Here is a 14,931-nt window from a genome sequence, read left to right as displayed (position 1 = left end):
TACAAAGAATAAGGAGTGTATCAAGTCATGACAATGATTACTAATGTTTATGCTCGTGAAGTGCTGGATTCCCGCGGGAATCCAACAGTAGAAGTAGAAGTATATCTGGAGTCCGGCGCAAAAGGCCGCGCTATCGTTCCATCCGGCGCATCCACAGGCGCATACGAAGCAGTTGAGCTTCGCGACGGCGACAAATCCCGCTACTTGGGTAAAGGCGTTCTGAAAGCTGTTGAGAACGTAAATGATATCATCGCTCCTGAATTGATCGGTTTCGACGCTTTGGATCAAGTTGCAATCGACAACAAAATGATCGAGCTGGACGGTACTCCTAACAAAGCTAAGTTGGGCGCTAACGCAATTTTGGCGGTTTCCATGGCTGTAGCTCGTGCAGCTGCTGAAGCTTTGGACATCCCTCTGTACGTATACTTGGGCGGATTCAACGCAAAACAGCTTCCAGTACCTATGATGAACATCATCAACGGTGGAGCTCATGCGGACAACAACGTGGACGTTCAAGAATTTATGGTTCTTCCTGTAGGCGCACCTACATTTAAAGAAGCTCTTCGTACGGGTGCTGAGATCTTCCACAGCTTGAAATCCGTATTGAAAGAAAAAGGCTTGAACACAGCAGTTGGCGACGAGGGCGGCTTTGCTCCTAACTTCGCTTCCAACGAAGAAGCTATCACTTCCATCCTGACCGCTATCGAGCGTGCTGGCTACAAACCAGGCGTTGACGTATTCTTGGGTATGGACGTGGCTTCCACTGAGTTCTTCAAAGACGGCAAATACCACCTCGAAGGCGAAGGCAAATCCTTCACTTCCGCTGAGTTCGTAGACTTCTTGGCGAACTGGGTTGAAAAATATCCAATCATCACAATCGAAGACGGCTGCTCCGAAGACGATTGGGAAGGCTGGAAATTGCTCACTGAGAAATTGGGCGGCAAAGTACAATTGGTTGGCGACGACCTGTTCGTAACGAATACAGCTCGCTTGTCCCAAGGTATCGAGCAAGACATCGCAAACTCCATCTTGGTTAAAGTGAACCAAATTGGTACTTTGACTGAAACCTTCGATGCTATCGAAATGGCTAAGCGCGCTGGTTACACTGCAGTTATCTCCCACCGTTCCGGTGAGAGCGAAGACAGCACCATCGCCGATATCGCGGTTGCAACTAACGCGGGTCAAATCAAAACAGGTGCTCCTTCCCGTACGGACCGCGTAGCGAAGTACAACCAATTGCTTCGCATCGAAGACCAATTGGGCGGCACAGCTCAATACGCTGGTAAAAAAGCGTTCTACAACCTGAAGAACTTCAAATAAGATAGTAGTACTTGGTATAATCAAAAGACGGGTTCTAAATCCGTCTTTTGTGCTTATTTAATAATAAACGGGTTGTATGAACAGCTATTTTCATCGAAGGATTCGGCCGGAGAAAGAGACAGCTGCCGGAGAGTTTACGTGCGGCCTTTGAAAACGGGTTGTTACCGCAAGGGAAATGATTAAAGAACCCGTTTTCAACAGACGCCGGAGGCAGTGTCTCATTCGCAGGCAGAAGCAAAGGTTCGATAAGACTCTGCGCTGTTCATACAACCCGTTCCAGGGGGTCAATCATGGGTAACGGGTTAAAGACTGTATTATTTTTAATAGGGTCAGCCTTTCTGACACGGTTGATCCCCTTTTCATCTTTTTTCCGTAACTTGGACACGATGATTCACGAATTTGGCCATGCGGTGATGACGCTGGCGCTTTCGGGTAAGGTTATGTACATTGAGCTGTACGCCAATCACAGCGGGGTTACGTACTCCCAGATCATGAATAATTGGAGCTCCATTCCGGTATCGCTAGCTGGCTATATGACGGCGTCCTTGTTCGCCGTCTTCTTATTCAAAATGCGGGCTGGGGGCAGACAGCGGCTCGGACTTCAGGTCATTACCGTGATTGCTATCATCTCCCTCATTTTATTCGTTCGCAACGAGTTCGGCGTCATGTGGCTGGTCGGGTTCATCGCATTGAATATCATTATGCTGGCATTATCTCCACGCTGGCTGACGGATTTTTATTATTTGCTGCTCGCGTTCCTCACCTTGGAGGAATCGGTAGTCGGTCCGATCTCGCTGATCGTGTATGCGCTGGAGAATCCGGCATCGGCAGGGGATGCGGCCAATTTAAGCCGAATCACGTTCATACCGGCCTTGGGCTGGGCGGTCTTTTTCAGCCTATTCGGGTTATGGTGCGCCAAAAAAGCGATCACCGCCTTTCTGGAGCGCAGGAAACCGAGACCGGCACGGCAATCGGAACAGTCCCGTTATAACGAATACCGTTAAGAGGATATAGGGGGCTTATTTGCCACTAGGACAAGTCTGTGATATAATACAAATGCTGTCTATTTTAGGGTCTTATTGTGGCTATACCGTTAGCTTTTGTTTAATCCAGGAATGATTGCTCGCAGGAGGTGGAAACATGGAACTTGTTTTGAAAATCGTACTGGTCATCGCCTCTCTCGGCTTGATCGCGGTCGTACTGCTTCAGCCAGGGAAGAGCTCAGGGTTGTCCGGTGCCATCTCCGGAGGTGCGGAGCATCTGTTCGGAAAACAAAAGGCGCGCGGCTTGGAGTTGTTTTTATCGCGATTGACGATCGGATTGGCAGCAGCTTTCTTCATTCTGTCGCTGGTCGCTGCTTACTTCGTAAAATTAGGGTAATAAAACACACGCAGCAGGGGAATGATACTCCTGCTGTTTTTTTGTTCAAGCACAGCTTTCGGAGGTCGGGTCATGAGCCGCAATGAGAAAACAACGGAACCTTTTTTTCTACAGGGTCACGGGGAACGTGCTTCGACTCATATAATGATGATACACGGGTTTACCAGTTCACCGGCGGAATTTCGCCGGCTCGGATATTATTTGCATGACATCGGCTACACGGTAGACGGAATCCTGCTTCCTGGTCATGGGACCTCGCCGGAGGATATGATGACAACAGGCTGGAAGGATTGGTCAGGCTATGTGGTGCAGCATTATGACGCGATTAAGAACCGGAACGGGAAACAGGTTATCGTGATTGGCCATTCCATGGGAGGCTTGTTGGCGATGAAGCTGGCTATGGAACGCAGGCTGGAGGGCGTTATCTCCTTGTCCGCGCCGATATTTCTGAAAAGCAGGAAGACGATCATGGCTGTCCTTTTGAAATATGTGATGAATTATATGGAGGCAAAGCCTGCTGCTGCCGATTATATTATTGAGGAAGCGTGTACATATACCAAAATGCCGGTTCCCTGCATCGTCGATTTGAGAAAGCTGATGAAGCTGGTCAAATCCAGACTGGAGAAGGTGCATGTTCCGATTTTTATCGCCCAAGGGGAGCGTGACGGCGTGGTTCGTCCCAAAAGCGCTGCCTATATTTATCAGCACGTATCGTCCCAAATGAAGCAGCTTACGTATTATCCCGACTCTTCTCATGCCGTGCTGTTGGATAAAGAGCGGGAGAAGGTATATGAAGATATTCATCGTTTTGTGATGATGGTTCAGCATCATACGGCGCTTGTGCGTGCATTAGGCTGGTCAAGTGACGGTGCGGTGTTATCTTAGCAGAGAAATGGGTAAAACTATATGAAAGAGAGAAGGAAGGTGAAATGTTGATTACAAGAGAAGCGATATTGGACTTCATGAAGGAAACGGCCTACAAGCCGATGACATACCAGGAATTGGAGAAGCATTTTCAGATCGAAAGTGCCTTGGAGTTCAAAGATTTCCTTAAATTATTGAACGAGCTGGAAAATGAGGGCCTGATTCTGCGGACTAGAACGGAGCGCTACGGCGTGCCGGAAAGAATGAATTTGCTGCGAGGCAAGCTGCAGGCTCACCCCAAGGGCTTTGGATTCCTTATTCCTGAGGACAGGGATCATCCGGATGTATACATTCACGCCAATGACATGGCCGGTGCTATGAACGGAGATACGATTCTGGTTCGGATCACGACGAAAAGCACCCACGGCGGCAAGCTGGAGGGTGAGGTAGTCCGAGTCGTTACCCGGGCTAATACGCAAATGGTAGGCTTGTTTCAATCCCATGAGGGCGGCTACGCCTTTGTCATTCCGGATGATAAGAGAGTAATACGGGATATTTTTATTCCTAAGCATGCGTTTAACGGAGCGATGGACGGACATAAGGTTGTCGTCAACATCGTGTCGTACCCGGAAGGCCGCGCTGCAGCGGAAGGGGAAGTCGTTGAGATTTTGGGTCATAAAAATGATCCCGGGGTCGATATTATTTCCATCATCCGCAAACATATGCTGCCGGAAGCTTTTCCGGATGAGGTTATGGAGCAAGCGCAGGAAGTGCCCGAGGTCATTTCGGAGGAGGATCTGGCCGGCCGCCGTGATTTGCGGAATAAGCGGATTGTCACGATTGACGGAGAGGATGCCAAGGACCTGGACGATGCGGTTAACGTAGAGCGTCTGCCGAACGGAAACTACCTGCTGGGCGTTCATATTGCTGACGTAAGCTATTATGTCCGGGAGGGCACTCCGCTGGACAGAGAGGCGTATAATCGCGGCTGCAGCGTCTATCTGGTGGACCGGGTTATCCCGATGCTGCCGCATAGGCTGTCGAATGGAATTTGCTCGCTGAACCCGCAAGTAGACCGGTTGACGATGTCCTGTGAGATGGAGTTCGACGCCAGCTTGAATGTCGTTCGCCATGATATTTTTACAAGCGTGATTAAGACCAGCGAGCGCATGACCTACACGAATGTGCGTAAGCTGCTGACAGGCGAGGCGGATGAAGAGCTTCAGGAACGTTACGCTTACTTGATGGATGACTTCAAGCTGATGGAAGAGCTGGCTATGAAGCTTCGCGGCCGGAGGATGAATCGCGGAGCAATCGATTTTGACTTCCAGGAATCGAAGATTCTGGTCGATGAGAACGGGAAGCCGACAGACATTATCAAAAGGGACCGTACCATCGCCGAGATGATTATCGAGGAGTTCATGCTGGCAGCTAATGAAACGGTGGCGGAGCATTTTCACTGGTTGAAGGTTCCGTTCCTGTACCGGATTCACGAGGAACCGGATTCGGAGAAGCTGATGCATTTCATGGAGTTCATTACGAACTTCGGCTATGTCGTTCGCGGCAAAGGCAATACGGTGCATCCACGTGCGCTTCAGACGCTGCTGGAAGAAATCAAGGGAACCAAGGAAGAGACGGTTATCAGCACGGTTATGCTTCGTTCTATGAAGCAGGCACGGTATGACGCTCAAAGCATAGGGCACTTTGGCTTGGCGGCCGAGTTTTATTCTCACTTTACGTCGCCTATTCGACGTTATCCGGATTTGATTATTCATCGTGTGATTCGCGAGGTGCTGGAAAGCGGTACTCTGGATGACAAGCGTCTCGAGTATTTGGCAGGGCGGATGGAGGATATCGCGAAGCAATCATCGGAGCGCGAGCGTGCTTCTGTTGACGCGGAGCGGGAAACCGAGGCGCTGAAGAAGGCCGAATATATGATGGATAAGGTCGGCGAGGAATTCGAAGGCATTATTAGCAGTGTGACGAACTTCGGGATTTTCGTCGAGCTGGATAATACGGTCGAAGGACTTATTCGACTGAGTGATATGCATGATGATTATTACCATTATCATGAGGCGCAGCACGCGCTGATCGGAGAGCGCACATCCCGAATTTATCGCCTCGGCGATGAAGTGAAGGTACGCGTCTCCCGCGTCAGCATGGATGAACACACCATCGATTTTGAGCTGGTGGATATGAAGCCGCGGAAGCAGAAGATGAGCTTGGTCGACGCGCTGAATGGTGCGCGCCGCGGCAATAAGGCTCGCGGACGCCGTGGCGAAGCTGCCGGCGGACGCGCAGGACGCGCTGGCCGCGGAGGCGATCGCGAGCGTACAGCAGCGGAGGCCGCGCGCGGCGGCAAGCGCAGCAAGTCCGGCGCCAGCGCGAGCAAAGGCGCAGCCGGCAGCAAGAGCGCGCGGACGCGCAAAGGCAGCGCCAGCGGCGGGGCGGCTCTGTCGGCCGGTGCCTCGCGGGGCACCGGGGTCGAGGCCGCCAAGGCGCGCGCGCTGGAGGCGCATGGCTCCGGCAAGGGAGCTGCGGCCGAAGGCGGGCGTCCGGCGCCGCGCAAGCGCAAGAAAAAGCTGAAAAAGTAGCTTTTTCGCTTGCTTCGGGGGATTGGAGTTTGGTAAAATGAACTCCAATCCCTTTTTCGGAGCGCTGTAGGGAAGGAGTTGGGGAACGATGACTACCAAAAAAGCCGATGGTAAGGTTCTTGCGCAGAACAAGAAAGCTTCCCATGATTATTTTATTGAGGATACTTACGAGTGCGGCATGGTGCTGACCGGCACGGAGATCAAGTCGCTAAGGCTGGGACGAGCCAATATCGGTGATGCTTTTGCCACCATACGGAACGGCGAGGCCTTCATTCATAATGTGCATATCAGCCCGTTCGAGCAGGGGAACCGGCATAATCCGTCTGATCCGACCCGTACCCGCAAGCTGCTGCTGAAGAAAGCGGAGATCCGCAAACTGCTCGGTCAAGCCAAGCAGGAAGGATATACGCTCGTGCCGCTCAAGATTTATGTGCGGAACGGTTATGCGAAGCTGCTGCTCGGTCTCGGTCGAGGGAAGAAGCAGTACGATAAGCGCGAATCCGCGGCCAAACGCGATGCGCAGCGTGATATTCAACGGGTCCTTCGCGAGAAGCAGAAGATTGCCCGATAGCACCTGTCGCCAATTTCAATGCGAAATTGGTTCGGCTTCCAGCAAGATAGGCTTCACTTTGTTCGGAAATATGGTATACTAAGTAAGCATCCCAAGCGGATGCATGCTTCATCTATTGCGGCTTTCCTGGCAGAAAGCCCACATATGCGGGGACGTTTCTGGATTCGACGGGGATAGTTCGAGCATAGGTAGCGGGTAGTGGGGACGCGACCGCTTTATCAACGCTAAAGCCTATTAAATGGCAAACAACAACAACCTGCTCTTTTAGCAGCCTAAGAAACTGCTGGAGCGCTCCTACCTTCCATCGCCCATGTGGCGGGATAGGGGCTCAACCTTTAGTGGGATACGCTGTCTAGTCTCCGCCTGCGGCTAGCTGAAGAAGACAACCAGGCTGACCCAACGCAGAGCCGGTTACGGGGCGCTGCTCGGGTGACATCAAAACTGTGACTACACCCGTAGAAGCCTATGTGGCGTTATCTTCGGACAGGGGTTCGACTCCCCTCGTCTCCATAAAAATGCAAAAAAGCATCGACCATTCGGTCGGTGCTTTTTTGCATTTGGAGACGCAAGGAGGGAGGCGAAGCCCTGCAAGGGGTTCAGTCCGCGCGGACTGAAGCGAAGCGGAGGGAGCACGGCATCGAAATCTACCGCTAAGGTTGTCCTCGTCGATTGTGCTTCGGGAGCAAGTTGAATAGGGATATCGATACTCCCCTCGTCTCCATATATTAAATCCACAACAGGGAGCTTAAAGATAGCTTCTACGTGCTTTTTGTAGACGATTACCTTTTCCAGATAGCTGCCGATGAACTTCTTGAGGAAGATCGCGGTTTGCAATGTGGGCTCCGAACTGAGAAAGCAGTTGTCGCAGAGTATCCTCTGTGATGGCTGCTTTTTCGTTTTTCTGCTCAAGGCCGAGCTTCTGCTTCTCCAATTCCTCCAGCTTGTCGATGAGTGTGGCATTGGATACGCCGCTGGCGATGGCGTTGACGATATTCGAGACTTGCCGTTCGATGCCCTCCAAGCCCTTTTCCAGCCGTTCCTTCGCTTCTTTGATGCCTGTTTCCTTCGACTTCTGAAAATCGTTTAGCTGCTTTGCGAGCAGGGGAATGGCCTCGTCATTGAAGATCTTCTCCTGCAGTTGGGACAAGACGTAGCTTTCGATGTACTCTCGGCGTAGCTCAGGGTTCTTGCATTCCTTGGTTCGATCACGGTTTCCGCAGCGGTAGGTGACATACTTGAGCTTATTGCGCCCGCTGAACTTGGTGTTGCCCATCATGGAGAAGGCGGTGCCGACGTTCTTGAGGCGTTCACCGCAGACGCACAGGCCACTCAGCAGGTACATTTCCTTCGCCCTGTACGATCCCGGGGATTTCTTGTTGTCGTTCATTTTTTCTTGCGCTTTTTCGAAGTCTGCTTTCGAGATGATAGCGGGCATCCCACCCTCTACTCGGATTACGTCCTCATCACTCTTTTTGCAGTTATTAATTTTATATCGGGAGGACTCTCCGTGGCACAGAAATTACGTATAAGTTTGGATAAGCTTCATTTCGATCCCTTTTAAGAAGCGGACAATTGATCTGGAGCAAGTGAAGATTTCCGTGATTGATGAAACTGATGAGAGAAGTAGTATTTTAACGGGGGAAAGAAAAAGAAATAGGATGCAGACTTCGGAATTTGAGTATAGGATTATTTGTGAAGATAAATAGGGGTGAGGAGCCATTAGCTAGAATTACTGTTGCGGATGCAGGGATGGCTCGAGTGCTGCGGTAAACGAAAGGTTATAAAATGCAGAAAGTTGTGTACCGGATTTAGATATGCTATAATAAATTTATTGGAATTTTGGCCTGAATTTCACATATTGTAGAGGGTTATGATTTTGATCGCATAACCTTGTACAATATGTGATTTTTATTTTTTGCGGAATCTAGAGGTCATGTAAATGAAAATATGGAGGTAATATATCATGGAAACAGGAACAGTAAAATGGTTTAACGCAGAAAAAGGTTTTGGTTTTATCGAGGTTGAAGGTGGAAACGACGTATTCGTGCATTTTAGCGCGATCGTTAGCGATGGCTTCAAATCGTTGGACGAAGGTCAACGTGTTGAATTTAATGTGGTACAAGGTAATCGAGGCCCACAAGCCGAAAATGTTGTTAAACTGTAAATCTGTCAAATGCCCCGAACATCGCGTCGGGGCCATTTTTTTTTCTGCCAAAACTCCAGGAGAGAAAGAGGGATGCTTCCTGTACTATTCACGGAAAAAATCAATGGATGATACTCCAGAGAAACTAACGGCCATTTGGTTGTGTACCAATGAAAAGTGCAATGGATGGATGAGGGACAACTTTGTTTTATTGGTCCAACCGATTTGTGTCCAATGCAATTCCTTCATGGAGAAAGGCGAGAAAATGCTCTCAATCGTGGCGAATACAAGCCCCAATCAATTTAAGCGTTGAATAAGGAAGAGACGGGCGACGCTTGGATGACAATAAACTGTAACGGTTCCGTTACCTGAACCCTCGTCGAGCTATTTTGCAGTTAGATTGAATAGTAGACACAGCTGGATTCAATAACTTGAGCGAGGGAGTCAGTGTCTATGAAAAAGGTCGAATATGATGAAACATACAAGAAGCAAACGGTTCAATATATCAAGGAGAGTGGGAAGTCGGTAGCCGAGATCGGTCATGAGTTAAAGATAAACGCCAATACCTTGTATGGCTGGATAAAGAAATATGGCGGGAGAGCCGGAAATCGTTGCTGTACATGCGTTTAAGTCAGAAGACCATCGGCTTAAAGAGTTACATAAGCAGATTCGTGACCTCCAAGAGTAGAACGAGATATTAAAAAAGGCGATGCACTTCCTCGCGAAAGACCGTCGGTAAGATATACGTTTATCCATGAACACCGCTCTGAGTACCGATTGGAGAAGATGTGCCACCTATACTCACGTAAAATCGTGGATTGGCACATGGGTGAACGGATGACGGAAGAGCTTGTTCTACAGGCTTTAAAACAGGCATACCGACGTCAGCATCCAGAACAGGGGCTGTTGCACCACTCAGACCGCGGCAACCAATATGCCTCCTTAGATTATCAAAAGCAACTTCAAATTTATAAGATGATTGGTAGCATGAGCCGTAAAGGCAACTGCTACGATAACGCGTGTATCGAGTCGTTTCACAGTGTTCTGAAAAAGGAACTGATTTACCTTAATAAGTATGAAACTCGAGAAGAAGCAAGGAAGAGCATCTTTGCTTTGAGTACTTCGGGGTGTTCTACAATAATCAACGCATCCATTCTTCTATTGCTTATAATACACCGTCCGATTACGAACGTATGTACTGGGATCGAGCGGCGTTGGGAAAAAATCTGTGTCTACTATCTTGACAGAAGTTCCACCTCCCCAAACAACCTGAGCATCACGCGTCGGTGGATTGTGGATTTGCCAAGCCAAGGCTCGTCTCCATAAAAATGCGAAAAGCATCGACCATTCGGTCGGTGCTTTTTTGCATTTGGAGACGCAAGGAGGGAGGCGAAGCCCTGCAAGGGGTTCAGTCCGCGCGGACTGAAGCGAAGCGGAGGGAGCACGGCATCGAAATCCACCGATAGGGTTGTCCTTGTCGAGTGTGCTTCGGGAGTAAGTTGAATAGGGAATTCGATACTCCCCTCGTCTCCATATGTTAAATCCACAACAGGGAGCTTAAAGATAACTTCTACATGCTTTTCGTAGATGATTACCTTTTCCACATAGCTGCCGATGAACTTCTTGATTTCAGGAAGATCGCGGTTTGCTAGGTGGACTTCGAACTGAGAAAGCAGTTGTCGCAGAGTATCCTCTGTGATGGCTGCTTTTTCGTTTTGTGTCCGAGCCTCAAGCAACTTTTGCTCAAGACCAAGTTTCTGCTTCTCTAATTCCTCCAACTTGTCGATCAGTGTGGCATTGGATACGCCGCTGGCGTTGACGATGTTCGAGACTTGCCGTTCGATGCCCTCCAGGCCCTTTTCCAGCCGTTCCTTCGCTTCTTTGATGCCTGTTTCCTTTGATCTCTGAAAATCGTTTAGCTGCTTGCGAGCAAAGAAATGGCCTCGTCACTGAATATCTTCTCCTGCAGTCGAACGCGAGGAGCATTAAAGCTTGACTTGCAAAAAAACGGGATCTTCGGCGCTATGCCTGAGATTCCGTTTGGTTTTGGCTGTTCGGAGTTTAACAACTATTAATCTGGCAAACAGTAAAGGATGGCCATTTTTAGCGGGCTAGTACTCCTAGTGATTGATTCATCTGTAGAGCAGGAAGATCGCCCGTGTCAGAAGCCTCAATGTATCACCTAACGGTTTTTTTGACACTTCAGAGTAGAATAGGCGCGATTGTTTCTGTTAGAGTAGTGCCTTGACTTTCACTATTCAGTACCCGGTACAGCACAATGATGATTCCAATATATTACAAAATAGAGTATAAAAAACAAAAATTACAAAATGAGTATATACAAAGAAACTATTTAATGGTAGTATATGGTTAATTGTTTTGGTGATATACAACTGGCCAGCTTGTATTATCATAAAAATTTAGTTGAGGTGATTAAGTGTCTATTTCTCGGACTAGTTTTATTTTCACAATTTGTTTAACATTGATCTTAGCGTTTACGACATCAGCATACGCTGCTCAACCAAAAGAGAACATTGAAAAGGAAAAATTAAATAATCTTTTCAGTAAATACCATGGTCATATCCAGCTTATAGACAATAACGATCAAGGTTTTAAGGTAAGTGAGAAAAATAGGGTGTATTCCATTGAAGAACTCGAAAAAAAACTTGATGAAATCCAAAAAGATACTGATTTTTTAATGAAGGCTATAGAAAATTCTTCACAAGCTCAAATAGTGGATGAGAACCGAATCAGCACTAATTCAGCAGGAATGAGAACAATAACAGAATGGTTTCCAACACTCCCTTCTGGGACTTTTGTATGGTTAAATACAACTCTTAATTATACGTATGTGTACGGAGTTAATCCTGATCTTCAGAGCGCTCCTCCTCATAACTATTTTAAGAGTGGGGACGCAGCAAATATTTATCTCACTGGTGTTGATACGTTGTTGTACAGCATCCAAATGGTCAGCGCTCCTCAATGGCAAATAACTGATGATTGGCAAAACGGCGCAGTCTTGCGATGCACTTATACCTATGCAATGAAGGTTGGGATTCCTACACCTTGGGGGACTATTGGATATACAACAACTACAGGTACGCATTCTGTTAGCACGTCATCACCGTAACCTCAATACTGAAAAATTGAACTGTCCCCTTGACTAAGGGGATAGTTCAATTTAATTTGGAGGAACTTGATAATGAGGCCACAAGCAATATTATTTATTGGTTATATGTATTTTTTTTACGCAGTATTGGTGCTGCTTTCTTTGTTTAAGTTCGGATTTTTAAATATAAGTTTCGAACCAAGATTAAGTGTTGCTAATGGATTGCCCTTCGTAAATGACTCAGTTTTCAAAGTAGTATTGGGATGCTTACTTCTGTTTATTTCGTATGGAATATCAAAATTTAAAAAATGGGGTTACTATTTTTTGACCGCATACAGTGTGTACTTGATAATTGTTAGTTTATTTTTATACTCTAACTCGCAGCAGGTTATTTTTATGGGAAATGTTTTTTTTAACGTAGGCATCGTCTATGTATTAAATAGATATAGGAGTAGTTTTTCAAGATGAGATTATATCATCGTAGGATCGAGAGTAAAATCGCTAGTGTTTTACAAACCAAACGCAACAGGAGATCTTTCTTATTTAAAAACTAAGGGGATCTTGCTATCTAATACATGTGACGCAGAGAGGGACGACTTTATTGTTTTTGCACCACTGTTATCTCTTGCCGCAGTAAGTAATCAGGAAATAATTAAAAGTAATACTATTTATCAGTTTCTTTATTTTCCTGACACTATAATATCTGAATACTACGTTGACCTAAGTTGGCTAAATTCACTTCCGCGTGAAATTATCACTACACGTATTGAGCAGGGTAAGATCAATAAAGTTGGGTCACTAAATAGATTAGGCTATTATCTTTTTCTTTGTAAAATTAAGGTACAATTAATGCACCCAGAAGATAGTGGTGTACAAATCGAAAGAGCAGTAGTTTAAAAAGAGTCTCAAAACTGTAGAGACTCTTTTTAATTTCATATTGTCTTTCAAATACATTGTTTAATATGATCGTGGGGGATAGGTTGCGTACTTTCCAGGTACCGACTCCCCTCGTCTCCATAAAGCACAAAAAAGCATCGACCTTTCGAGGTCGGTGCTTTTTTCTTTATGGAGACCTTGAGGAGAGAAGATCCCCGCTAAGGGGTTCAGTCCGCGCGGACTGAAGCGAAGCGGAAGGAGCACGGCATCGAAATCTACCGCTAAGGTTGTCCTCGTCGATTGTGCTTCGGGAGCAAGTTGAATAGGGATTTCGATACTCCCCTCGTCTCCATAAAAATGCAAAAAGCATCGACCATTCGGTCTGAGTGTTAAACCATATGCTTGCCGCCGCGGCAAACATTTGCTTTAAAAAAATCTGAAGCTGTTTTACCTCGGGGACGTTTCTGAATTCGACGGGGATAGTTCGAGTATGAGTAGCGAGCAGTGGGACGCGGCCAATTCATCAACGCTAAAGCCAATTAAATGGCAAACAACAACAACCTGCTCTTTAGCAGCCTAAAAAACTGCTGGAGCGCTCCTACCTTCCATCGCCCATGTGGTGGGATAGGGGCTCAACCTTTAGTGGGATACGCTGTCTAGTCTCCGCCTGTGGCTAGCTGAAGAAGACAACCAGGCTGACCCAACGTGGAGCCGGTTACGGGGCGCCACTCGGGTGACATTAAAACTGTGACTACACTCGTAGAAGCTTATGTGGCGTTATCTTCGGACAGGAGTTCAACTCCCCTCGTCTCTAGTACTCTGTCGGAGAAATAGGACAGAAAAAAAGGCACAATCTCATGAAAAAGACGAGTTGTGCCTTTTTTATCTAGAACATTTAATAATGAAATTTATTTCTTTAAGGATTCTTCGCAGTTACTAAACTACCCTTTAAAAAATTTGTAATATTAATAATTTGTGTAGCTGTTCCCCTATCCACGTAAGCCCCATGAACCACTCCAACCGCTTTTATATGACCAGTGGAAGCACCGTTAACATATACGAGTCCCCCACTATCGCCATGAGTACCCATTACAGAATAGAACAACTGGTTTTTGAGCCAAATACCATTGCCGTCACTATAGCCTCCGCCTACGTTAGTAACTGTACCGCATGCCTTACCAGAGGCGGCTCCAGAAATACAAACGATCTGACCATAGATAGGATTGAGCTCCTCATCATCTATAATGTTACCGTCATATTCCATATATGATTTATCAGCAGTATTTATTGGGATAGCAGCAACATCTACTTCTCTTCCGGTCCAATAACCATTATAGGGAAGTGTAGAAGTTATCTGTCCTATTGTTGAATCACCTTGAATAACATTCAGTGGCGCCGAATTTTGGGGTATGCAGTGTCCTGCGGTAACATAGAAATATCCGCTCGAATTTTTTACACTAAATGCCCCCGAACAAGGAGCAAAGGTAGATATTGATAGTCCTCCAACGAGAGGTCTTATTGGAGTAGTTGTTGCGAAACTTTTTTTAGAAACAGTACCTTCAATTTTAAAATTAATATATTTGGAACCGAACAAATTAGTTAAAGTATTCTTGAGATCAGTATCATCCTTTTCCAACCCGATAATAATTTTATTTTCCTGAACAGTTAAGCTGTACTTAAACTCTTGATTTTGTTTTTTTTGATATATGTATCTACTCCATCTTGTTTCTTTTAAGCTCAAAATATGAATTGTCTACTTTGAAAAATCTAATTCTTTTATTATTATCTAACTTATTTTTAACGTCTGCTATAAATCTATCTTTATCTTTATCAGTATATCCTATGAATAGAACTCCACCTTCTTTATGATGGTCAAAGTATAGACCGCCTGAAGTGTCCTTATATTTTTCGCGAAATTCATTCATGAGTTCAGATCCCTGATTTATAAGGGATTGCCTTTGCTCAATTTCTTCATTTTCCTGATCTGTAAGAGCGCCCCCCCCATTTTTGCTTTCCAATACTTTTTGAATTACTCTTAAGCTTACTTACATGGTCGACATCTGTCGATAGACCT

Annotated in this window: 15 protein-coding genes, 2 other RNA genes and 1 pseudogene; 14 read left to right on the top strand and 4 right to left on the bottom strand. The window is 46.5% G+C overall.

Annotated elements, in window-relative coordinates:
- Positions 1–27: 27 nt before the first annotated feature.
- The 7 genes from eno to ssrA (GGC63_RS17985) all read left to right on the top strand — a co-directional run bounded on the left by eno (position 28) and on the right by ssrA (GGC63_RS17985) (position 7,242).
- Complete coding sequence (eno, locus tag GGC63_RS18015) at positions 28–1,320, top strand: phosphopyruvate hydratase (RefSeq protein ID WP_192703452.1); 1,293 nt, start codon at positions 28–30, stop codon at positions 1,318–1,320.
- Between the two features lie 290 nt (positions 1,321–1,610).
- A complete protein-coding gene (locus tag GGC63_RS18010; RefSeq protein WP_192703451.1) occupies positions 1,611–2,324 on the top strand; it encodes a M50 family metallopeptidase in 714 nt (237 codons plus the stop codon).
- 136 nt (positions 2,325–2,460) lie between these two features.
- Positions 2,461–2,700, top strand: coding sequence for a preprotein translocase subunit SecG (gene secG, locus GGC63_RS18005; protein ID WP_028548996.1), 240 nt, complete (start codon positions 2,461–2,463; stop codon positions 2,698–2,700).
- Between the two features lie 72 nt (positions 2,701–2,772).
- Positions 2,773–3,585, top strand: a complete 813-nt coding sequence (locus GGC63_RS18000; protein ID WP_192703450.1) for an alpha/beta hydrolase — start codon at positions 2,773–2,775, stop codon at positions 3,583–3,585.
- Between the two features lie 47 nt (positions 3,586–3,632).
- Complete coding sequence (gene rnr, locus GGC63_RS17995) at positions 3,633–6,158, top strand: ribonuclease R (RefSeq protein WP_192703501.1); 2,526 nt, start codon at positions 3,633–3,635, stop codon at positions 6,156–6,158.
- 88 nt (positions 6,159–6,246) lie between these two features.
- The gene (gene smpB, locus GGC63_RS17990) at positions 6,247–6,729 is read left to right on the top strand and encodes an SsrA-binding protein SmpB (protein WP_192703449.1); all 483 of its coding nucleotides are present in this window, start codon (positions 6,247–6,249) and stop codon (positions 6,727–6,729) included.
- A gap of 148 nt (positions 6,730–6,877) precedes the next feature.
- Positions 6,878–7,242, top strand: a transfer-messenger RNA (tmRNA) gene (gene ssrA, locus GGC63_RS17985).
- A 232-nt stretch (positions 7,243–7,474) separates the two neighbouring features.
- Here ssrA (GGC63_RS17985) and GGC63_RS17980 read toward each other — a convergent pair.
- A complete protein-coding gene (locus GGC63_RS17980) occupies positions 7,475–8,164 on the bottom strand; it encodes a zinc ribbon domain-containing protein (protein WP_225948292.1) in 690 nt (229 codons plus the stop codon).
- A gap of 528 nt (positions 8,165–8,692) precedes the next feature.
- On the opposite strand from GGC63_RS17980, the gene GGC63_RS17975 reads away from it, so the two are divergent.
- The 4 genes and pseudogenes from GGC63_RS17975 to GGC63_RS35380 form a co-directional block, all read left to right on the top strand.
- The gene (locus tag GGC63_RS17975) at positions 8,693–8,893 is read left to right on the top strand and encodes a cold-shock protein (protein WP_192703448.1); all 201 of its coding nucleotides are present in this window, start codon (positions 8,693–8,695) and stop codon (positions 8,891–8,893) included.
- Positions 8,799–9,185, top strand: coding sequence for a cold-shock protein (locus GGC63_RS35145; RefSeq protein ID WP_318781075.1), 387 nt, complete (start codon positions 8,799–8,801; stop codon positions 9,183–9,185). Before GGC63_RS17975 ends, GGC63_RS35145 begins: the two co-directional genes overlap by 95 nt.
- A 140-nt stretch (positions 9,186–9,325) precedes the next feature.
- Positions 9,326–9,502: a transposase gene (locus tag GGC63_RS17965; protein ID WP_192703447.1), complete on the top strand. Its 177-nt coding sequence runs from the start codon at positions 9,326–9,328 to the stop codon at positions 9,500–9,502.
- A gap of 147 nt (positions 9,503–9,649) precedes the next feature.
- A pseudogene (locus GGC63_RS35380) lies at positions 9,650–10,116 on the top strand (IS3 family transposase); the annotation flags it as partial.
- Here GGC63_RS35380 and GGC63_RS17955 read toward each other — a convergent pair.
- Complete coding sequence (locus tag GGC63_RS17955; protein WP_192703504.1) at positions 10,108–10,650, bottom strand: hypothetical protein; 543 nt, start codon at positions 10,648–10,650, stop codon at positions 10,108–10,110. The pseudogene GGC63_RS35380 and the gene GGC63_RS17955 sit on opposite strands and share 9 nt — an antisense overlap.
- Before the next feature lie 659 nt (positions 10,651–11,309).
- Between GGC63_RS17955 and GGC63_RS17950 the strand changes: the two genes are divergently transcribed.
- From GGC63_RS17950 to ssrA (GGC63_RS17940), 3 genes are all read left to right on the top strand, one after another.
- Complete coding sequence (locus GGC63_RS17950) at positions 11,310–12,002, top strand: hypothetical protein (protein WP_192703445.1); 693 nt, start codon at positions 11,310–11,312, stop codon at positions 12,000–12,002.
- Between the two features lie 483 nt (positions 12,003–12,485).
- Positions 12,486–12,878 carry a hypothetical protein gene (locus tag GGC63_RS17945; protein ID WP_192703444.1) on the top strand — a complete coding sequence of 131 codons (393 nt, stop codon included), beginning with the start codon at positions 12,486–12,488 and terminating at the stop codon, positions 12,876–12,878.
- A 433-nt stretch (positions 12,879–13,311) separates the two neighbouring features.
- Positions 13,312–13,674, top strand: a transfer-messenger RNA (tmRNA) gene (gene ssrA / locus GGC63_RS17940).
- 99 nt (positions 13,675–13,773) lie between these two features.
- Here ssrA (GGC63_RS17940) and GGC63_RS17935 read toward each other — a convergent pair.
- On the bottom strand, positions 13,774–14,598 hold the full coding sequence (locus GGC63_RS17935) for a hypothetical protein (RefSeq protein WP_192703443.1): 825 nt from the start codon (positions 14,596–14,598) through the stop codon (positions 13,774–13,776).
- On the bottom strand, positions 14,570–14,875 hold the full coding sequence (locus tag GGC63_RS17930) for a hypothetical protein (RefSeq protein ID WP_192703442.1): 306 nt from the start codon (positions 14,873–14,875) through the stop codon (positions 14,570–14,572). Before GGC63_RS17930 ends, GGC63_RS17935 begins: the two co-directional genes overlap by 29 nt.
- Positions 14,876–14,931: the final 56 nt, after the last annotated feature.

The organism is Paenibacillus sp. OAS669 (assembly GCF_014873645.1).
Lineage (GTDB): Bacteria > Bacillota > Bacilli > Paenibacillales > NBRC-103111 > Paenibacillus_S > Paenibacillus_S vulneris.
Note: the sequence above shows the minus strand (reverse complement) of the source record. Positions and strands in the feature narration are given on the sequence as shown.

Coding starts and splice junctions, on each gene's coding strand:
- secG (WP_028548996.1), top strand. CDS start 2,461: ATGGAACTTGTTTTGAAAATCGTACTGGTCATCGCCTCTCTCGGCTTG.
- smpB (WP_192703449.1), top strand. CDS start 6,247: ATGACTACCAAAAAAGCCGATGGTAAGGTTCTTGCGCAGAACAAGAAA.
- GGC63_RS17975 (WP_192703448.1), top strand. CDS start 8,693: ATGGAAACAGGAACAGTAAAATGGTTTAACGCAGAAAAAGGTTTTGGT.
- GGC63_RS35145 (WP_318781075.1), top strand. CDS start 8,799: ATGGCTTCAAATCGTTGGACGAAGGTCAACGTGTTGAATTTAATGTGG.
- GGC63_RS17980 (WP_225948292.1), bottom strand. CDS start 8,164: ATGCCCGCTATCATCTCGAAAGCAGACTTCGAAAAAGCGCAAGAAAAA.
- eno (WP_192703452.1), top strand. CDS start 28: ATGACAATGATTACTAATGTTTATGCTCGTGAAGTGCTGGATTCCCGC.
- GGC63_RS18000 (WP_192703450.1), top strand. CDS start 2,773: ATGAGCCGCAATGAGAAAACAACGGAACCTTTTTTTCTACAGGGTCAC.
- GGC63_RS18010 (WP_192703451.1), top strand. CDS start 1,611: ATGGGTAACGGGTTAAAGACTGTATTATTTTTAATAGGGTCAGCCTTT.
- GGC63_RS17965 (WP_192703447.1), top strand. CDS start 9,326: ATGAAAAAGGTCGAATATGATGAAACATACAAGAAGCAAACGGTTCAA.